The 22,418-nt window shown below is 41.7% G+C and carries 3 protein-coding genes; all 3 read left to right on the top strand.

Going from position 1 to position 22,418, the window contains the following annotated elements:
• Positions 1 to 644: 644 nt before the first annotated feature.
• Genes LC608_RS20015 through LC608_RS20005 form a run of 3 tightly spaced genes read left to right on the top strand, consistent with a single transcriptional unit; the run spans position 645 to position 22,405 of the window.
• On the top strand, positions 645 to 7,373 hold the full coding sequence (locus LC608_RS20015) for a type I polyketide synthase (RefSeq protein ID WP_229555179.1): 6,729 nt from the start codon (positions 645 to 647) through the stop codon (positions 7,371 to 7,373).
• Positions 7,370 to 18,139 carry a non-ribosomal peptide synthetase gene (locus tag LC608_RS20010; protein WP_229555178.1) on the top strand — a complete coding sequence of 3,590 codons (10,770 nt, stop codon included), beginning with the start codon at positions 7,370 to 7,372 and terminating at the stop codon, positions 18,137 to 18,139. The genes LC608_RS20015 and LC608_RS20010 overlap by 4 nt, the downstream gene beginning before the upstream one ends.
• Before the next feature lie 3 nt (positions 18,140 to 18,142).
• Positions 18,143 to 22,405: a type I polyketide synthase gene (locus LC608_RS20005; protein ID WP_229555177.1), complete on the top strand. Its 4,263-nt coding sequence runs from the start codon at positions 18,143 to 18,145 to the stop codon at positions 22,403 to 22,405.
• The last annotated feature ends 13 nt before the right edge of the window (positions 22,406 to 22,418 follow it).

The following is a 22,418-nucleotide window of genomic DNA, read 5'->3' as shown; positions in this document are numbered from 1 at the left end:
TTCAATGTCAGTTAAGACAGTTAAGAAATAATGATCCTAAGACAGTTAAGAAAGTTAGGAAAGTTAAGTGGTAGTTAAGGAAAAATATCTGTCTTAACTTTCTTAACTTTCTTAAGTTTCTTAAGTTTCTTAAGTTAATTGTTTTAAATGCTGTTGCATTTTCTCTAGAAAAATGAGATTATGCTTAAATTGAAATTATAAGTATGTTAATTTAAAGAAAACAAGTTTTTTTCAACAATAAATTAGTCTGTATCAAAAAAGAGTAAAATCATTAGTAATATCAGGAGTTAGTTGTACTGCGATCGCAGCCACACTTACAGCGCTGGGAACTCCGTTTGGTATCGTAGGAGGTATAAATATGTTTGGTCTAATAACGGTTGTAGGAAATAGTCTAATGGGATATGGAATTAAAGCCAGGATCAAGGCTATTTATGCAAATGTAGCAAGACCGAATCTGTAAGATTGCTTCTCAAATAAATTAAAAATTTACTCATTATAGAAAAGCTTAAGCCTTGTTATATAAGCCAACTCATTTTTATCAAAGGTTCAGTAAGGTAATATTGATTTAAATAAATAGAATATTTAGGAAGATTTATAAACTAATAAAGTTAAAAAATTAGAGTTAGTTTTTAGTGAGTTTAATTATGAACGATGAAGCAGAAATTATTAACATTCAGTCAGAGGCGATCGCCATTATTGGTATAGGGTGTAGATTTCCAGGAGCAAATAATTATAATGAGTTTTGGGAAAATTTAGAGAAAGGAGTTAATAGTGTAACGGAGATACCTCAAGAGCGATGGAATCTTGATAAATTTTATTCTTCAAATATCGAACTTCCCAATACAAGCACTAGCAAATGGGGAGGATTTATCGAAGATGTAGATAAATTTGATGCTAAATTTTTTCAAATATCAGAGAGAGAAGCTCGGCGAATAGATCCTCAACAAAGGATCATGCTAGAACTGAGTTGGTCATGCTTAGAAGATGCTGGATATTCACCATTAGAATTATCAGGAAATAACGTTGGTGTTTTTATTGGTGTTTGTAATTTTGATTATAAAGAATTACAAGATAAGGGCGAAGTTATTGAAGGATATAATTCTACAGGTACATATACTTCTATTATTCCGAATCGAATTTCCTACTTTTTCAACTTTCATGGGCCGAGTATTCCTATAGATACTGCTTGTTCTAGCTCACTTGTAGGCATTCATCAAGCCGTGAATGCACTCAATCAAAATGAATGTGAGATGGCATTAGTTGGTGGTGTCAGTGTATTGTGTACACCGACTAGTTATATCTCTTTTAGTAAGTTGGGTATGTTATCACCTGAAGGTAAATGCAAAACCTTTGATGCTCAAGCAGACGGTTATGTGCGAGGTGAAGGGGCAGGTGTCATTTTATTAAAACCTTTGGGAAAAGCAGTTGAGGATAAAAATTATATTTATGGAATAGTTAAAGGGAGCGCCATAAATCATGGTGGTCATGCTCGTACTTTAACCTCTCCCAATGCTTATTCTCAATCACAAGTTGTAAGGTCTGGATGTATAAAGGCAAATATTACACCTGATACAATATCTTATATAGAAGCTCATGGAACAGGTACGCCGTTAGGCGATCCAATTGAAATTAATGCTTTAAAACGAGCATATACACAACTGTATCAGCACTATGGTATTGAACAAACCGCAGAAAGCTATTGTGGATTAGGTTCAGTAAAAACAAATATTGGACATTTAGAATCAGCAGCAGGTATTGCCGGGATCATAAAAGTATTATTGGCAATGAAATATAAAAAATTGCCAAGAATTAACAACTTTCAGCAATTAAATCCTCGAATAAAGTTAGATGGTAGTCCCTTTTATATAGTAAAAGAAACAAAAGACTGGCAACATTTAAAGACAAAAGAAGGAAAAATTATTCCTAGACGAGCAGGGGTAAGTTCCTTTGGTTTTGGGGGTGTTAATGCCCATGTAATCCTAGAAGAGTCGTCAGTGCCAGAAGAAATAGTGGTGACGAGAATTGAGCGTCCAAGCCACTTGATGACACTTTCGGCGAAAACTGATAAGGCTCTAGAAGAACTAGCAAAAAAATATCAAATTTATTTAAAATCTGATTTGAAGATATCGCTAGCAGATATTTGTTACACTGCCAACACTGGGCGCTCGCATTTTGACTACCGCCTTGCTATTGTGGCCGACTCTAGAGAGCAGTTGGTCGATCGACTCACTGCTTTCGCATCTGGGAAAGATACCATCGGCTTAATTAGCGATCGACCCGGCAAAAAGCCAGCAAAGATAGCCTTTCTATTCACTGGTCAAGGCTCCCAATACATCAATATGGGTCGCCAACTCTACGATAGCCAACCCATCTTCCGCCAAACTATCGAGCAGTGCGATGAAATTCTCCGCCCTTATTTGAAGCATTCTTTGTTAGAAGTACTTTATCCTACCCAGGCTCTTGAGCAATCATCTTTGTTGGATCAAACCGCCTATACCCAACCAGCATTGTTTGCTTTTGAATATGCCCTGTATCAACTTTGGAAATCTTGGGGCATTGAACCAAATGTGGTGATGGGTCATAGTGTAGGCGAATATGTTGCGGCAACTGTCGCAGGCGTTTTCAGCCTAGAAGATGGACTTAAACTCATCGTCTATCGGGGGCAGTTAATGCAGCAACTGCCTTCTGGAGGCGAGATGGTTTCACTGATGGCTTCAGAGTCAAGAGTGCGGGAAGTTATAGCGCCATTTCATGACACAGTGGCATTAGCAGCTATCAACGGGCCCGAAAGTGTAGTGATTTCGGGAGCCAGTGAAGACATTGCTGCTATTTGTCAGCAACTGTCAACACAGGGGGTAAAAACGAAGCGGTTACAAGTCTCCCATGCTTTCCATTCTCCATTGATGACACCCATGTTAAAGGAGTTTGAGCAAGTAGCTAGTCAAATAACTTACAACCAACCCCAGATACCATTAGTCTCTAATATCAACGGACAACTTGCTGATGAGAATATCACCAATGCACAATACTGGGTGAATCACATCCGGCAAACAGTGAGGTTTGCTGATAGTATGCAGACATTACATCAACTTGGGCATGGAGTCTTTTTAGAGGTTGGGTCTAAGCCAATTTTGTTGGGTATGGGTCGTGAGTGTTTGCCTGAAAGTGTGGGTTTGTGGTTGCCTTCTCTGCGTCCGGGAGTACCAGAATGGCAACAGTTGCTTTCAAGTTTGGGTGAGTTATATGTAGGTGGAATGGCAGTAGATTGGTCAGGGTTTGACCGCGACTATTTCCGCAAGAAAGTTACATTACCCACTTATCCGTTTCAACGACAGCGCTATTGGATTGAGAATACACCCCGTAAACCTCAACACCAACAAAACTCGACAAAACTGCACCCATTATTAGACAAAAAGCTCCAGTTGCCCTTAAGCAAAGAAATCTTGTTTGAGTCTGAATTCAGTAGCCAAACCCTACCGTTTTTAGTAGATCATCAAGTTTATAACCAAATTGTTGTGCCTGGAGCCTGTTATCTCTCCTTGCTATTGGGTGCAGCAGGATTGACTTTCGCCAGTGAGTCATGTCTGTTAGAAAATGTAGTTTTCCCCCAGGCATTGGTTATCCCGGAAGATAAAGCACGCACAGTGCAGCTAGTGCTGTCTTTTGAGGAAAGTAGTGCATCTTTCCAACTCATCAGCTTTGATACAGTTCCGAATGGGAGTACTCAGGTAAGTCAGTGGTTAGTCCATGCCACAGGGAAAATCTCACAAGGCGTTAACATTACGCCAGAAACTGTCTTTCTCCAACAGATACAGACGCGCTGTACTCAACAAATAGCTGCTGCGGAAATTTCCCAAAGTTGGCAAAAGCGGCAGATTCAATTTGGTGCAAGCTTCCAGTGGCTTGATTGTGTCTGGTGTGGAGAAGGAGAAGCCCTAGCCAAGCTCAAATGGCTTGATCTAGTAGATGATTTAGAGAAGTATCAATTATATCCAGGTCTTCTAGATTCCTGCTTGCAACTGACCAGCTTTTTCTTCCCTAGCGAAGACACATTTGTACCTTTCGCAATTGAGAGTTTCCAATTTTACCAACGTCCCCAAAGTCAGCAGTTATGGTGTCATGCAGTACGATGTCTCCGACGGGCTACGCCTACGCAGTCTGAGAACTCCGATTCGGACAACCTTATAGCAAATATCAGGCTATTTGACGCTAACGGGCAGTTGATTGCAGACATCAAAGGTTTTGAGGCTAAAAAAGCAACTCCCAACACTTTGTTGCAAAGTCTCCAGTTAGACTTCAAAGAAAATTCTGTAGAAAATTGGCTGTATGAAGTAGAGTGGCAACCTCAAGTGCGCTTTAGCAATGAGCAACTGTCTCCAAATTACCTGCCAGCACTTGCAGAAATTAGCCGTAAACTTCAGCCACAATATTCTCAATTGATGGCTGAACCACAGCTAAAAGTTTATGAAGCAGCAGTTAGTCAGTTAGAATCACTCAGTATTAACTATGTGCTGCAAGCCCTGACAGCAATGGGGTGGAAATTGCAACTAGGGCAGCGCTTCACAACAGGTGCGATCGCTAACCAGTTAGGAGTAGTCAGCCAACATCAACGGTTATTCAAGCGACTACTAGAGATGTTAGCAGAAGTAGGGGTATTAGAAGCAAAAGCTTTGGAATGGCAAGTTATCCGCGAGCCAAAAGACAGCGATCCGCAAGCTAAATTAAATGCCCTGTTAACTCAATATCCAATAGCAATTGCTGAATTCACTCTTCTAGGACGTTGCGGCCCATCATTAGCCCAAGTACTACAGGGCAAATGCGATCCATTGCAATTGCTTTTCCCCGAAAACGACTCAACTACAGCCCAGTTATATGAGAATTCGCCACTGACAAAAGTGATGAATATCTTAGCTCAACAAGCCATAATTTCACTTGTCGAGCATTTACCAACTGGACGGGGATTGAGAATATTGGAAATTGGCGCAGGAACTGGTGGAACAACCTCTTACCTGCTACCACATTTGTCCTGTGAGCAAACCGAATACCACTTCAGCGATATTGGGATCTCTTTTACTCAAAAAGCCCAAGAGAAATTCCAGGATTTCCCATTTATAAAATATCAAGTATTAGACATTGAAAAAGACCCCTTTAGCCAAGGATTTGAAAAGCAGCAATATGATGTAATTGTGGCTGCCAATGTCTTGCACGCCACCCAACATTTACAACAAACCCTCAAACACACCAAGCAATTATTAGCACAACAGGGCATATTAATTTTATTAGAAACAACTCAGCGTCAGCGTTGGCTTGACTTAATATTTGGGTTAACTCCAGGATGGTGGCGATTTAGTGATTTGCACTTGCGCCCAGACTATCCCTTAATTAGTGCTACCCAATGGCAAGAAGTATTGCGAGAAACTGGGTTTATAAGCACAGTTAATATATCATCTACTCAACAGACTCAAAGCGTTTTATCAAAAGCAATGGTAATGCTAGCACAAGTACCACCATCAGCAAATGAGTTGGTACAAGTTGAGCAAAAACATTGGCTGTTATTCGCAGATCGGCAAGGCATAGCGCAACAGTTAGCTGACAAGCTAGATACTCACTCACAACTTTGTACCTTGGTATTTGTTGGTGAGGAATATGAACAATTAGACCAGCAACAATTTAAAATTAACCCAAGCAACCCAGAACATTATCAAAAGCTATTACAGGCCATCAATAGCAAACCCTTGAGTTTATATGGTGTAGTTCATTGCTGGAATTTAGATACAGTTAAAGCAGCAGAACTCACCGCAACCGATTTAACTGCGGCATCTTTACTAGGATGCGGTAGCACCTTGCATTTAGTCCAGGCATTGACAGGGACTAATTTATCTGATCATCCTCGCCTCTGGTTAGTAACTCAGGGAGCAGTAGCGATCAGCTACGCTGGGCGGAACGCCATCGCCAACCTAGAGGGAGTAGCGCAATCAAGCTTGTGGGGAATGGCAAGGGCGATTGCTACCGAACATCCAGAACTCAACTGTGTGCGAGTAGATTTAGCTCCAAAGGCAGATGCAAAAGTTGTACAAGCTTTATTTGAGGAAATTTGGTTACCGACTACAGAAGACCAAGTTGCCTTTACAGACCAACTGCGTTATGTCGCTAGGTTAGCTCGCTATCAGAAGCCTAAAGATTATCTAGAAACGGCAGCGCCCAAACCTCTAAGGTTTTGTGAAGATAGTACCTACCTGATAACTGGCGGTATGGGTGGTTTGGGTTTATTGGTAGCTCGTTGGATGGTTCAACGGGGAGCAAGGCATTTGGTATTAGTTGGGCGTAGTAGTGCAAGTGTCGCTGTTCATGAGCAACTTCAAGAGTTAGAGCAGGCTGGCGCTCAAGTAAATGTTATTCAGGCCAATGTGTCTGATGTCGAACAAATTACAAAAGTACTCTCAAAAATTGAGCGAATGCCACCACTGCGCGGAATTATTCATTCTGTTGGTGTTTTGGATGATGGCGTTCTACAACAACAAAACTGGCAACGCTTTGCAAAAGTTTTGGCTCCAAAAGTAGAAGGAGCTTGGCATCTGCATACTTTAACTCAGAACCAGCCTTTAGACTTTTTTGTGATGTTTTCTTCTATAGCTTCTTTACTTGGTAATGCAGGTCAATCTAACCATGCGGCAGCCAATGCTTTTCTTGATGCTTTAGCCCATCATCGCCAGGCTCAAGGACTAGTAGGTTTGAGCATTAACTGGGGAGCTTGGTCACAAGTAGGAGCCTTCGCAGAGCGTCAACTTGATGAGCAAACAAAAACACGGGGTATTGGAACGTTTTCTCCAGAACAGGGATTAGTTGCTCTAGAGCAATTACTGTGTCAATCCTCTACTCAAGTTGCACTTATGCATGTAAATTGGGTGCAGTTTTTAGAAAAATCAAATTCAGTTTCGCCGTTGTTCGCCAACTTTTTACAAACCTCAGTAAAAACTGTGGTTATGCAATCTGACATGGTTGAACAAATCAAGACAACAAATATTACCAAACGTCGAAAACTTTTACAGGATCATATTTTTTCAGTAGTGGCTAAAGTCCTCGGTTGGCATCTATCAGAATCCATTGATATACAAAAAAACTTTTTCGAGTTAGGGATGGATTCACTAACTTCTTTAGATTTGAAAAATCACCTGCAAAAGAGTTTAAAATGCTCTGTACCGCTAAATTTAGTTTTTAAGTATCCTACTGTAGATTTGCTAACTGATTATCTATTGGAAGAACTTGGCTTAGATTCTGATGAGCAATCAGACAAAGAAATTCAGGAGGAAACTAATGAGCCATTTCAACTAGTAAATATCAAAAATAGTAATAGGATTAAAATAGAATTATGAATTTATTAGAATTTTTACAAGACATTTCTTTTAAAGGAATCGAGTTGGGGCATGATGGAGAAAAATTGCTAATAGATGGTTCTGAAAATTTATTAACTCCTGATGTAATTGCTCAACTCAAACAGCACAAAACTGAAATTTTACAGTTACTGCGCGATTGCCCCGATATTTTAAATATTTATCCTCTTTCCTACGGTCAAAAATCCCTGTGGTTTCTATGGCAATTAGCACCTAAAAGCGCAGGCTATAATGTAGCTTTTACTTGTCGTATCTGTTCACCTATAAATATTAAAAATTTACAAAAAAGTCTCAAAATTATTCTTGACCGTCATTCCCAATTACGTAGCAAGTTTTTTAAGCAAGATAATAATATTGTTCAACAGATCCATCAAACTCAGTTCACAGATTTTCAGCAGATAAATGCCTCTATCTGGAGAGAGCAGGAGCTTGAGCAAAGAGTTTTTCAGGAATACCAACAACCCTTCAATATCGAAAATGATTCGATAATGCGGGTGCGTTTGTTCAGTTGCTCACAGCAGGAACATATCTTGTTAGTGACCATACACCATATTGCTGTTGATGCTTGGTCTGTACTATTACTAATAGAAGAGTTAATAACGGTCTATCTTGCACTAGAGCTAGGTGTTCAGCCATCTCTAACTCCTCTAAAGCACTCTTATATAGATTACGTTCGTTGGCAAAGAGAATTATTAACCAGTACTCAAGGAGAAAAACTGTGGAACTACTGGCAGCAAAAACTCGCAGGGGAGTTGCCTGTACTTAACTTGCCAACAGATAGACCAAGACCAGCCATACAAACCTATAACGGTGCTTCTTATAATTTCAAAATATCCCAAAAGCTCACAGAACAACTGAAAAAGCTAGCTCAAGCAGAAGGCGTGACCCAATACATAGTTCTGCTAGCTGCATTTCAGGTTCTCTTGTATCGTTACACGGGGCAAGAGGATATTCTGGTTGGTGCGCCTACATCAGGCAGAACTCAACCGGAATTTGTGCCACTAGTTGGCTATTTTGTCGATCCAGTGGTTATGCGGGCGAATCTTTCAGGAAATCCCAGTTTTCAGGAGTTTCTGACTCAAGTTTGCCAAACAGTATCAGAAGCATTAGCGCATCAGGATTTTCCCTTTGCTCTACTGGTAGAAAGATTGCAGCCACAGCGCGATCCGAGCCGTTCTCCTATCTTCGGGGCTGTATTCAACTTCCTTTTCCAGAACTTGGGACAGTTTGAGCATACGCAACAACTTTGGTTAGGAGGTGAAGTAGATAAAGAAGGGATTAAACTTAAACCTTTTGAAATGCCTCAGATGGAGGGTCAGTTCGATCTAAATCTGACGATCGCAGAAGCAAATTCTTCTTTATCTGGGATTTTTAAGTACAACACTGACCTTTTTGATGCCAGCACTATCGAGCGGATGCTGGGGCATTTTGTGACCTTGCTGGAAGCAATTGTGGCTAATCCACAACAAAAGATTTCGCAATTGCCAATGCTTACAGAAGTTGAGCAACACCAGTTATTGGTTGAGTGGAACAACACACAAGTGGAGTATCGCCAGGATAAGTGTATCCATCAATTGTTTGAAGAACAGGTTGAGCGAACCCCAGATGCAGTAGCAATTGTATTTGAAAATCAACAACTGACTTACCACCAGTTGAACTGTCGCGCTAACCAGTTGGCGCATTATTTGCAGTCTTTGGACGTGGGAGCAGATGTGCTGGTTGGGTTGTGTGTGGAGCGATCGCTAGAAACAATCGTGGGAATATTAGGTATTCTCAAAGCGGGTGGAGCTTATGTGCCACTTGACCCCGATTATCCGACTGAGCGTTTAAGCTTCATGTTAGAAGATGCTCAAGTTTCGGTGCTGCTGACCCAACAGCAATTAGTAGAGTCTATTCCCAAACATCAGGCGCGTGTCGTCTGCTTAGACAGCGACTGGGAAAAAATTTCTCAAGAGTGCGAGTCAAACCCTTCTTACACCCCCACACCCGATAACCTAGCATACGTCATCTACACTTCTGGTTCCACAGGTAAGCCCAAAGGCGTTTTAGTCAACCATTCAAATGTAGTTCGTCTGTTTGCAGCGACAAATTCTTGGTATCACTTCAATCAAGATGATGTCTGGACACTGTTCCACTCTTATGCATTCGACTTTTCCGTATGGGAAATTTGGGGAGCTTTACTGTATGGTGGACGACTGGTAGTAGTGCCTTATTTAGTGACACGATCGCCTGAGTCTTTCTATGAATTGTTATGTCAAGAGAAAGTCACAATTCTCAATCAAACACCCTCAGCTTTCCGCCAGTTGATTCAAGCCGAACAGTCAATAGCAACTACTGGCAATTTGAACTTACGCTTGGTAATTTTCGGTGGAGAAGCCCTAGAACTCAAAAGTTTACAGCCTTGGTTTGAACGCCACGGCGACCAATTGCCACAGTTAGTGAATATGTACGGGATTACAGAAACAACTGTACACGTAACTTATCGTCCATTGAGCAAAGCTGATTTGAATGGCACGGCAAGTGTAATTGGTCGTCCGATTCCTGACTTACAGGTGTATGTGCTAGATGAATATTTACAGCCGATGCCAATTGGGGTTCCTGGCGAGATGTACGTTGGCGGTGCTGGGGTAGCGCGTGGCTATCTCGCTCGTCCCAAATTGACAGCACAGAGGTTTATATCTAGTCCTTTTGACAATTCAAAATTATATAAAACAGGAGACTTGGCGCGGTATTTGCCCAATGGCGATTTAGAGTATTTAGGGCGCATCGATAACCAAGTCAAAATTCGCGGCTTCCGCATTGAGTTGGGAGAAATTGAGGCACTACTAGCGCAACACCCAGCTGTTTGGGAAAGCGTGGTGGTGATACGAGAGGATGAACTTGACGACAAACGTTTAGTAGCTTACGTAGTACCGAAGCTGAAACAATCTTCTACAGCCGCAGAACTACGTCAGTTCCTAGCCAACCAACTCCCCAGCTATATGGTGCCAAACACTTTTGTGATGCTGGAATCCTTACCCCTGACATCTAACGGCAAAATAGACCGCCGCGCACTGCCAAAACCGGAGTTAGACAGCACACTGCTAGAAAAATTTGTCGCCCCACGCACCCCAATTGAAGAAATGCTGGCACAAATTTGGGCACAAGTGCTGAAAGTAGAGCAAGTAAGCATTTACGATAACTTTTTTGAACTTGGGGGACATTCGCTACTAGCAACGCAACTGGTTTCACGCATTCGCACCAGCTTGAAAGTAGAACTACCATTGCGTAGTCTGTTTGCCGCAGCAACACTAGCCGAATTGGCACAAGAGATGGGGCAATTGCAGCAACAAAGCTTAGAAAAAACCTCCCTACCCATCTTACCAAGAGCAAGGGATGCAGAATTACCACTGTCTTATGGTCAACAGCGTTTGTGGTTTTTAGACCAGTTCGAGCCGAACAGCGCCATCTACAACATACCTACAGCTTTGCATCTTCAAGGAACTCTCAAGGTTGCAGCCTTAGAACAAAGCTTGCGAGAAATTATTCATCGCCATGAAGCGTTACGCACCAACTTCATCACAGTTGATGGAAAACCTTCTCAAATCATTCAAACACAAACAAATTGGACGTTCTCAGTTGTTGAGTATCAGCATTTATCCACAACTGAACAAGAAATTGCCACACAGCAATTAGCGCAAAAACAACTTATTCAATCTTTTGACCTAGCAACTGGAGCATTAATTAGGGCGACATTAGTAGTGCTTAATAAGACAGAACACGTCTTGTTAGTGTGTATGCATCATGTTGTCAGTGATGGCTGGTCAATGGGTGTATTTGTTCAGGAGTTAGCAGCACTGTACAATGCTTATTCTCAAGGTCAAACCTTACCCTTACCACCATTACCGATTCAGTATGCAGATTTTGCAATTTGGCAAAGACAGTGGTTGCAAGGGGATGTACTGCAAAGGCAATTGAGTTACTGGCAAGAACAACTGGCAGATGCACCAGGTTTATTAGTGCTTCCCACAGACCGACCAAGACCTGCTGTGCAGAGTTTTGTAGGGGCATATCAACAGTTTGCACTTTCCAGGGAGCTAACTCGTGGGTTAATACAGTTAAGTCAAGAGCAAGGAGCTACCTTGTTCATGACGCTGTTGGCAGCTTATGATACTCTACTTTACCGCTACACAGGTGTGGCAGACATTTTGGTTGGTTCACCGATCGCAAATCGCGATCACAGTGAAATAGAAGGACTAATTGGCTTTTTTGTCAATACCTTAGTCATGCGTACCAACTTATCAGGCAATCCTAGTTTCTGTGAGTTACTGGGTCGTGTTCGGGAAATGGCAATGGATGCATACTCTCATCAGGATTTGCCTTTTGAAATGTTAGTAGAAGCATTACAGCCAGAACGGGATCTAAGCCATACACCACTGTTTCAGGTGGCCTTTGTCCTCCAAAATGCTCCCATGTCTCAATTGGAGTTGACTGGGTTAACCGTTAGTCCACTGGTAGTAGAAGGTACAACTTCCAGGTTTGATTTGACTTTATCAATGCAGAACACTGCTGCTGGACTGGTGGGGCTGTGGGAGTATAACACTGATTTATTTGATTCTAGTACCATTGAGCGAATGACGGGTCATTTTGTGACATTGCTCGCAGGTATTATTGCTAACCCCAATGAGCGAATTTCGCAATTCCCACTGCTGACAGCAGTTGAGCAGCAGCAGTTACTTGTTGAGTGGAACTCTACTCAAGCTGATTATCCACTAGATAAGTGTATCCATCAGTTATTTGAGGAACATGTGGAGTGTACACCGGATGCTGTAGCAGTGGTGTTTGAAAATCAACAACTGACTTACCACCAATTGAATGTCAAAGCTAATCAGTTAGCTCATTACTTGCGCTCATTGGGCGTACAAGCAGATGTGCTAGTGGGGATTTATATAGAACGCTCATTGGAAATGATTGTCGGACTGTTGGGGATTCTTAAAGCGGGTGGTGCTTATGTACCACTTGACCCAGACTATCCCCAAGAGCGTTTGAGCTTTATGCTTGAAGATGCTCAATTGAGAGTGCTGCTAACACAACAACAACTTATTGAAAAGCTGCCTGAGCATCAAGCGCAAATTGTATGTTTAGATACTGACTGGCAATCTATTTCTGTGTCAAGTCAGGATAATCCAATTACTGGTGTGCAAGACAGTAACTTGGCTTATGTAATTTACACTTCCGGTTCGACTGGAAAGCCCAAAGGAGCAATGAACACTCATTTGGGGATTTACAATCGCCTGCTGTGGATGCAACAAGCTTATCAATTAACATTAGTAGATTGCATTTTACAGAAAACTCCTTTTAGCTTCGACGTTTCAGTTTGGGAGTTCTTCTGGCCATTAATCGCTGGAGCGCGTTCAGTTTTGGCTAAACCAGGTGGACATAAAGATAGTGCTTACTTGGCCAACCTAATCCAGGAACAGCAGGTGACTACACTGCATTTTGTACCTTCTATGCTTCGGGCTTTCGTAGAAGAAGAAAGTGTAAAAAATTGTAGTAGCTTAAAACGAGTTATCTGTAGTGGCGAAGCTCTGCCTTTAGAACTCCAGGAACGCTTTTTCGCTCGGTTAGGCTGTGAATTGCACAATCTCTATGGGCCAACAGAAGCGGCAATTGATGTCACTTATTGGCAATGCAAACCAGATACTAATCTTAGGACAGTGCCTATTGGTCGTGCGATCGCCAATACACAAATTTATATTTTAGATTCTCACTTACAACCAGTGCCGATTGGTGTACCAGGAGAATTGCACATCGGTGGTGCGGGGTTAGCACGAGGCTACCTCAATCGCCCCGACTTAACCAACGAGAAATTTATTCATAATCCATTTAGCGATGATCTGCATTCACGGCTTTACAAAACTGGCGATCTTGCACGCTACTTAAGTGACGGTAATATTGAGTACCTGGGGCGTATCGACAATCAAGTTAAGCTGCGGGGCTTCCGCATAGAGTTGGGAGAAATTGAGGCCGCGCTAACACAACACCAGGCTGTGGGAGAAACTGTAGTCATCGTCCGTGAAGACGATCCTGGCAATAAGCGTCTGGTAGCTTATATTGTCCCCGATCAAGAGTATGCCTTCCCAGTTCTACAACTACTTCGTTTTAAAAACAAAGGTCTGCTGAATGAAGAGTTACTCTATGAGTTGCCAAATGGCATGGTGATTGCCCATTTGAATAAAAACGAAACAGAATTCGTCTACAAAGAACTTTGGGAGGAACAGGCTTATTTAAAACATGGTATTACCATCAATGAAGGAGATTGTATCTTTGATGTGGGTGCCAATATTGGCCTGTTCGCACTATTCGCAGGTCAAAGATGTAAAGATGTTTCTATTTACGCATTTGAGCCAATTCCACCTGTTTTTGATCTGTTACGCCTAAATACTGAGGGCTATGGCTTAAATGTAAAGCTATTTAATATTGGTCTTTCCAGCGAGACAAAGAGTGACATTTTTACATATTATCCTCAAGTTTCCGTCATTTCCGGGCGCTTTGCAGATACCGATCAAGAGCGAGAGGTACTTAAATCCTTTTTGTTCAAACAACAAAATATTGGAGAAAATGACACAGGAGTATCTAGTCAGGCAATTGATGAACTGCTAGCAGAAAAATTGCAGAGTCAGCAATTCATCTGCCACTTAAGAACGATTTCTGATGTAATTTATGAGCATGGCGTTGAGAAGATCGATTTGCTAAAAATCGACGTGGAGAAAAGTGAGCGGGATGTGCTTTCTGGTATCCAACAAAAAGATTGGCAAAAGATTCAGCAGATAGTTGTAGAGGTTCATAACATTAACGGTAGGTTGGAGGAAATTGCAGACCTGCTAAGAGAACATGGATACGACCTAACTATAGAGCAGGATGCTGTATTAGAAAATAGTGGACTCTACAATATCTATGCCAGACGACCATCCATAAACCAGTACCAACGACAGGAGTCTGGTAGCAGTTTAGTCAGTAATTCTGTAAAACCGACCTGGAGCAGTTCGAGTTTATTACTCAGTGAAGTTCGCTGCTTCCTGCAAAAGAAGCTACCCGAATACATGGTGCCATCAGCCTTTGTACTGCTGGACTCCTTACCCCTGACATCTAACGGCAAAGTAGACCGCCGCGCATTGCCAAAACCGGAGTTAGACAGCACACTGCTAGAAAAATTTGTTGCCCCACGCACCCCAATTGAAGAAATGCTGGCACAAATTTGGGCGCAAGTGCTGAAATTAGAGCAAGTGGGCATTCATGATAACTTTTTTGAACTTGGGGGACATTCACTACTAGCAACCCAACTACTTTCACGCATTCGCACCAGCTTTAAAGTAGAACTAACATTACGTGAGTTGTTTGCAAAAGCGACAGTAGCCGAATTGGCGCAATCCATTGGGCAGTTACAGCAACAGGACTTAGAACTAACTTCCCCACCCATCCTACCAAGGGAAAAGGATGCACAATTACCACTGTCTTATGCTCAACAGCGTTTGTGGTTTTTAGACCAGTTAAAGCCGAACAGTGCCTTCTACAACATACCCGTAACTTTACATCTAGTCGGAACTCTCAATCAAGTTGCCTTAGAACAAAGCTTACAAGAAATTATTCATCGCCACGAAGCGTTACGCACCAATTTCGTCGTCGTTGATGGAAAACCTTCTCAAATCATTCATACACAAACGAATTGGACAGTCTCAGTTGTTGACTGGAAGCATTTATCCACAAGCGAACAAGAAATAGCCGCACAGCAATTAGCTCAACAACAAGCTATTCAACCTTTTAACTTGGCAAGTGAAGCATTAATCAGAGCAATATTAGTAGTGCTTAATGAGACAGAATACATATTGTTAGTATGTATGCACCATATTGTCTCTGATGGCTGGTCAATGGATGTATTTATCCAAGAACTAGCAGCACTGTACGATGCTTATTGTCAAAATCAGCTCTCACCCTTAGCACCACTGCCGATTCAATACGCAGATTTTGCAATTTGGCAGAGAAACTGGTTGCAAGGAAATGTACTCCAAAGCCAACTGAGTTACTGGCAACAGCAACTAAAAGATGCACCAGCTTTATTGTCACTTCCCACAGACCGACCAAGACCTGCTGTGCAGACTTTCGCTGGCGCACATCAGGAGTTTGCACTGTCAGTTGAGTTAACCGATAAATTAGTAAAACTAAGCCAAGAGCAAGGTTGTACCCTCTTTATGACGCTGTTGGCAGCTTATGATACTCTACTTTATCGCTACACAGGACAAGCAGATATTTTGGTAGGGGCACCGATCGCAAATCGCGATCGCAGTGAAATTGAAGGGTTAATTGGCTTTTTTGTCAACACTTTAGTGATGCGTACCAACTTGGCAGGCAATCCTAGCTTTAGCGAATTACTTGGTCGCGTTCGAGAAATGGCAATGGATGCATACTCTCATCAGGACTTGCCTTTTGAAATGCTGGTGGAAGTATTGCAGCCAGAACGGGATCTTAGCCACACACCACTGTTCCAAGTGGCGTTTTCCCTCCAGAATGCACCCATGCAGCAAGTAGAGCTTGCTGGGTTGACTGTCAGTCCATTAGTAGTACAAGGGACAACTGCTAAGTTTGATTTGGGTTTATTAATAGAGAACACTACTACTGGACTGGTAGGGTGGTGGGAATATAACACTGATTTGTTTGATGGCAGCACCATTGAGCAAATGACTGGTCATTTTGTAACCTTGCTTGAAAGTATTGTGGCTAATCCACAGCAACAAATTTCCCAATTGCCAATGCTTACAGAATATGAGCAACAGCAGTTATTAGTTGAATGGAACAATACTCAAGCAGACTATCCCCAAGATAAGTGTATCCATCAGTTGTTTGAGAGCTTTGTTGAGCGCATCCCTGAAGCAGTAGCGGTGGTATTTGAGCAGGAGCATTTGACGTATCGGGAATTAAATTGTCGTGCGAATCAATTGGCGCATTACCTGCAAACTCTGGGTGTAAAACCAGATGTGTTGGTTGGCATTTGTATAGAACGTTCGGTAGAAATGGTGGTATCCCTATTAGGGATTCTCAAGGCGGGTGGAGCGTATGTACCGCTTGACCCCGATTACCCAACTGAGCGTTTGAGCTTCATGCTAGAAGATGCTCAAGTTTCGTTACTGTTAACTCAGCAGCGACTCATTGATAGATTGCCTAATTCTGGGGCGAAACTTGTCTGCTTAGATGAGGTATGGTCACAAATTACCCAAAACAATCAAGGTAATCCTGTCAGTGGAGCCAGAGCTTTTCATCTAGCTAATGTAATTTATACTTCCGGTTCAACAGGCAGACCTAAAGGCGTGATGGTTGAGCATAAGGGATTATGCAACTTAGCTCAAGCTCAGATTCAAACTTTTGGCTTGACTTGGGATAGTCACATTCTTCAATTTGCCTCTTTCAGTTTTGATGCTTCTATCTGGGAAGTCGTGATGGCTTTGGGGTCAGGTGCAACACTTTACCTGGGAACAAAAGACTCTCTATTGCCAGGAAAGCCGTTAATTAAGCTATTACGTGATTATTCTATTACGCATATCACGCTACCACCATCGGCGTTAGCAGTTATGCCTGAGTCGGAACTTCCGGCACTGCAAACAATAATTGTAGCCGGAGAAGCCTGTTCTGCTGAATTAATCAAGCAATGGTCTGCTGGCAGAAACTTCTTCAACGCTTACGGGCCAACAGAAGCTACTGTCTGTGCCACGATAGCTACTCTAGCCACAGGCAACGCAAAATTCAATGATGACGAGAAAATAACTATTGGTAGAGCGATCGCCAATACACAAGTCTACATTTTAGACGAAAATTTACAACCAGTGCCGATTGGTGTGCCTGGAGAGTTACACATCGGTGGTGTGGGGTTAGCCAGAGGCTACCTCAACCGCCCAGAGTTGACACAAGAGAAATTCATCTCCAATCCGTTTGAGGAGATAGGAAAGAGTAAATTATATAAAACTGGAGATTTGGCGCGTTACTTACCAAACGGCAACATCGAATACTTAAGAAGAATTGATAATCAAGTAAAAATACGCGGTTTCCGCATTGAGTTAGGCGAGGTTGAAGCAATACTGAGCCAAAATGGTGATATACAGACATGTTGTGTCATCGCCCGTGAAGAAATTCCAGGTAATAAACGCTTAGTCGCCTACGTAGTACCGCATTCACAGGCGACTTGTACTGAGCGGAGTCGAAGTACACCCATAACCAGCGAACTACGACAGTTCCTTTCCAATAAACTGCCTGGGTATATGGTGCCAGCCGCTTTTGTGATACTGGAGTCCTTACCCCTGACACCTAACGGCAAAGTAGACCGTCGCGCTCTACCTGACCCAGATTTACATCAGGAACTATCAGATTATGTAATACCAAATACAGAAGTAGAAAAAACCATTGCTGGCATTTGGCAAAAAGCACTGGATCTAGAAAAGGTAGGAATTTACAATAATTTCTTTGAACTAGGAGGTCATTCGTTACTACTAATACAAATTAATCAGCAATTGCAAGAAAGATTTGGTTTACAATTGTCAATAGTTGATATGTTTAATTACTCAACTATACATACTTTAAGCCAATACTTAAATACTAAATTAAATCAAGAAGATACGTTTATAGAAAAGAGTTCTCGTATTCAACCTCATGGTGATAGTAAATCTTTAAGAAACCAACAATTACAGCTTAGACAACAGCATCGTTCTCAGAAAAAAAGGTAAAAAATGAAAGTAGATTCAGTGAATAACAATAATGATTTAAACAATTCTGAGATAGCAATAATTGCTACTGCCGGGCGGTTTCCAGGAGCAAAAGATATTGAATCTTTTTGGCATAACCTACGTGATGGTGTAGAATCTATCTCCTGGCTGACAGATGAAGAATTGATAAAATCTGGTGTTTCTCCAGATTTGCTGAGTAATTCTAATTATGTGAAAGCTAGTGCTGCTTTATCAGAAATTGAATTGTTTGATGCAGATTTCTTTACTTATAGTGCGAAAGAAGCTGAGTTAATAGATCCACAACAACGCCTATTCTTAGAATTAGCTTGGGAAGCTGTAGAAAAAGCTGGTTATGACCCACAAACTTACAACGGTTTAATCGGGGTTTATGGTGGTGTAGGGATAAATAGTTATTTGCTCAATAATCTCTATCCTCATCATCAATTATTAGAGACATTTAACCTTCTCCAATTGGGAATTTCCAACGATAAAGATTTTTTGCCGTCACGAGTTGCTTATAAACTCAACTTGACAGGACCAGCAGTGAATGTGCAAACTGCCTGTTCCACTTCTTTAGTTGCTGTTCATTTAGCTTGTCAAAGTCTATTAAATGGTGAATGTGATATGGCTTTAGCTGGTGGAGTTTCTATCAGCATTCCCCAAAAAAGAGGTTACTTGTATCAAGAGGAAATGATTCTTTCTCCTGATGGACACTGCCGTGTTTTTGATGCTCAAGCACAAGGAACTGTTGCCAGTAGCGGTGCAGGTATTGTGGTATTGAAAAGATTAAAGGATGCAATAAGCGATCGCGACCACATCCATGCAATTATTAAAGGCTCGGCGATCAATAATGATGGTGCAATGAAAGTTGGCTACACTGCTCCCAGTGTCAGTGGTCAAGCAGCAGTCATTAGCGAGGCTCAAGCTATAGCTGGTGTAGATGCCGAAACAATTTCCTATATTGAAGCTCATGGTACAGCTACACCTTTAGGAGATCCGATTGAAATTGCAGCGTTAACTCAAGCTTTTAGTCAAAGTACTGATAAAAAAGGCTTCTGCGCTATTGGTTCAGTAAAAACCAACTTTGGACATTTGGATACAGCAGCAGGTGTCACAGGTTTGATTAAGACTGCATTAGCACTGGAACATCAAATGCTGCCTCCTAGTTTGCATTTCGAGACACCTAATCCCAAAATTGATTTTGCTAACAGTCCTTTTTACGTCAATACAACCCTGACTGAATGGAAAACAAATGACACCCCTCGCCGTGCTGGGGTTAGCTCCTTTGGTATGGGGGGGACGAATGCTCATGTGATTTTGGAAGAAACTCCTTTGTTAGAGCAGGGGAGCAGGGGGGCAGGGGAGCAGGGGAGAAATTATCAACTTTTGGTACTTTCTGCTAAGACTGCAACTGCACTGGAGAAGGCGACAAATAATTTAATCACACATTTAAAAGAGCATCCAGAACTCAATTTAGGCGATGTAGCTTATACCCTCAATAGTGGTCGCCGGGGTTTTAATCATCGACGGATGTTAATTTGTCAAGACTTAGAAGATGCTGTCAAAAATCTCAGTAGTTTAGCAGCTCAACAAGTTTTTACCAATTATACAGAGATTACAGAACGGTCTGTTGTCTTTATGTTTCCTGGTCAAGGTTCTCAGTATGTCAATATGGCGTGGGAAATTTACGAAACTGAGACAGTATTTAAAGAACAAGTTGATTATTGCTCAGAAGTTCTTAAACCCTTGCTAGGGCAAGATTTACGTCATATTCTTTACCCCAGTGACGAAAAGATTGATGAGGCATCGCAGCAACTTCAACAAACAGCCATCGCTCAAAGCGCTATTTTTGTAATTGAATACGCCCTAGCTAAATTATGGCAGTCATGGGGAGTGGAGCCACAAGCTGCGATCGGTCATAGTATTGGCGAGTATGTAGCAGCAACTCTAGCAGGTGTTTTTTCTCTAGAAGATGCCTTATCTCTGGTAGCAACACGCGGACAGATAATGCAGCAACTTCCTAGTGGGGCAATGCTTTCTGTTCCCCTGCCCGCAGAGAAAGTAAAATCCCTATTAGGATCGGAACTTTCTATTGCAGCGATTAATCAACACTTGCAGTGCGTGGTTTCCGGTTCTATAGCAGCAATAGAGGCACTACAAAATCAGCTAGCTACTCAAGGGATTGAATGTCGCCGTCTGCATACTTCTCATGCTTTCCATTCGCAAATGATGGAACCAATCTTAAACGCATTTGCAGAGCGAGTAAAACAAGTTACCTTAAATCCCCCAAAACTTCCTTATATTTCCAACCTGACTGGTACATGGATTACAGTTACACAAGCCACAAATCCTGACTATTACGCTCAACATCTGCGTTCCACAGTGCTTTTTGCCCAAGGTGTCGAGAAATTATTGGCAACACCAGAGCAAATCTTACTAGAGGTAGGGCCAGGACACACACTGACTACATTAGCTAAAAGGCATCCAGAGAAAGCAGCCGCACAAACGGTGTTGACTTCGGTACGTCATCCTCAAGAAAAGCAATCCGATACTCGTGTTTTATTCAATACATTAGGTCAACTCTGGCTGGCTGGAGTCAATATAGATTGGTTTGGATTCTATAGTCAGGAGGAATATTATCGTCTTCCCTTACCAACTTATCCCTTTGAGCGCCAACGTTATTGGATTGACCCCCCACAAAAAACAGCTTGGGGGCAGTTGCAAACCTTACCCACAACATCACAATTGTGGACATCGCTCATAGAAGCAGGCCAGAATCAAGCAAGTGTTAGAGATGGAGAACTCAACGAGTTAACATATCAAGAGAACAGACAGTGGTTGGATCGTTTATGTACAGCCTACATCAACTTTGCATTCAAGCAATTAGGGGCTTTTAAGAATGCCGAAGAAAAGTATTCTTTAGAGAATTTGTTAACGCAATGCCATATAACTCCTCGTTATCAACAATTAGTGTGTAGATGGTTGCAAATATTAATGGAGCAAGGACAACTACAGCAACAGGAGGGGTTATTTACTGGATTAGTGCCATGTTCACAAGATTTGATTCATGAACTTTTAAAAGAAGTCAGAGTAAGAATGGCTGCTAAATCTCTAACAGTAGATTTAGTACAGCGTTGTGGTGAAAATTTAGCTGCCGTTGTTGTTGGTGAACAAGAACCCTTAGAGTTTTTCAATGAACTGATTTATCAAGAAGAAAACAACGGTTCAAATTCAGAATTGGCATTACTAAATTACTACAACTCTATCTTGCGCTCAAGCCTGGAACAAGTGGTCAAGTCATTGTCATCATCGGTTCACCTGAGAGTTCTGGAAATCGGCGCGGGTACTGGTATGTCTACGCAAGCATTACTACCTGTGTTGCCTTCAAAACAAACCAACTATACTTTTACTGATATTGGTAGCGGCTTCCTGACTAAAGCCCAACAGAAATTTAAGGACTATCCATTTGTTGAATATCGATTACTAGATATAGACAAGTCTCCAACTGAGCAAGGATTTGAAAAGTGTAGCTTTGATATCATCATCGCCTCTAATGTGTTGCACGCAACTCGGAACATAGATCAAACACTCCACCATGTACGCTCTTTATTAGCTCCTGGCGGTTTCCTATTAGTGTGGGAAATTACTCAGCCGAAAATAGACTTTGATATCACTTGGGGTCTGCTGTTGAAACTTTTAGATGATAATAGACGCAGCCCAGGTCAGCCTTTTATTATCAAAAATGAGTGGTTTGAAGCATTACGCGCTCAAGATTTTATCCAAGTTGCTGCTTTTCCAGAAACTGAAGCATTTGAGCATAAGATTATTATGGCTCAAGCTTCTATACCAGTCGCGTTTAGCACAAAGTTTGGACAAAAAGAGACTGACCAAAAATCACAGCTTTCATTACAAAGAAAGTCGGATAATTTTCAGCCAGAAAACTTATCTGCACTCCACTCAAGACCCGATTTGCCAAATTCATATATAGCTCCCCGCGATGAACTTGAGCAAAAAATTGCCGATATCTGGCAAGAATTCTTGGGTATCAAGCAAGTGGGAATCAATGACAACTTTTTTGAATTGGGAGGAGATTCCCTAATAGCTGTTCAGGTTTTGTCCCGATTACGAAATATTTTTTATATCAAATTATCTCTAGCAAGTTTGTTTGAGTCTCCCACAATAGCTGAAATAGCACTAAAGCTAGAAAAACAACCAGAACCAGATATTAACTTAGGTGCAATTGATAGAGAAGAAATAGCAATATGATCGACATCAAATA

Origin of the sequence: Nostoc sp. XA010 (assembly GCF_020829625.1) — a bacterium.
Classification (GTDB): Bacteria; Cyanobacteriota; Cyanobacteriia; order Cyanobacteriales; family Nostocaceae; genus Nostoc.
The sequence above is the reverse complement of the archived record's forward strand: the minus strand, read 5'-3'. Positions and strand labels throughout refer to the sequence as shown.

What these genes read in the sequence shown, in the direction of transcription:
- LC608_RS20015 (WP_229555179.1), top strand. Translation starts at nt 645, where the DNA reads ATGAACGATGAAGCAGAAATTATTAACATTCAGTCAGAGGCGATCGCC.
- LC608_RS20010 (WP_229555178.1), top strand. Translation starts at nt 7,370, where the DNA reads ATGAATTTATTAGAATTTTTACAAGACATTTCTTTTAAAGGAATCGAG.
- LC608_RS20005 (WP_229555177.1), top strand. Translation starts at nt 18,143, where the DNA reads ATGAAAGTAGATTCAGTGAATAACAATAATGATTTAAACAATTCTGAG.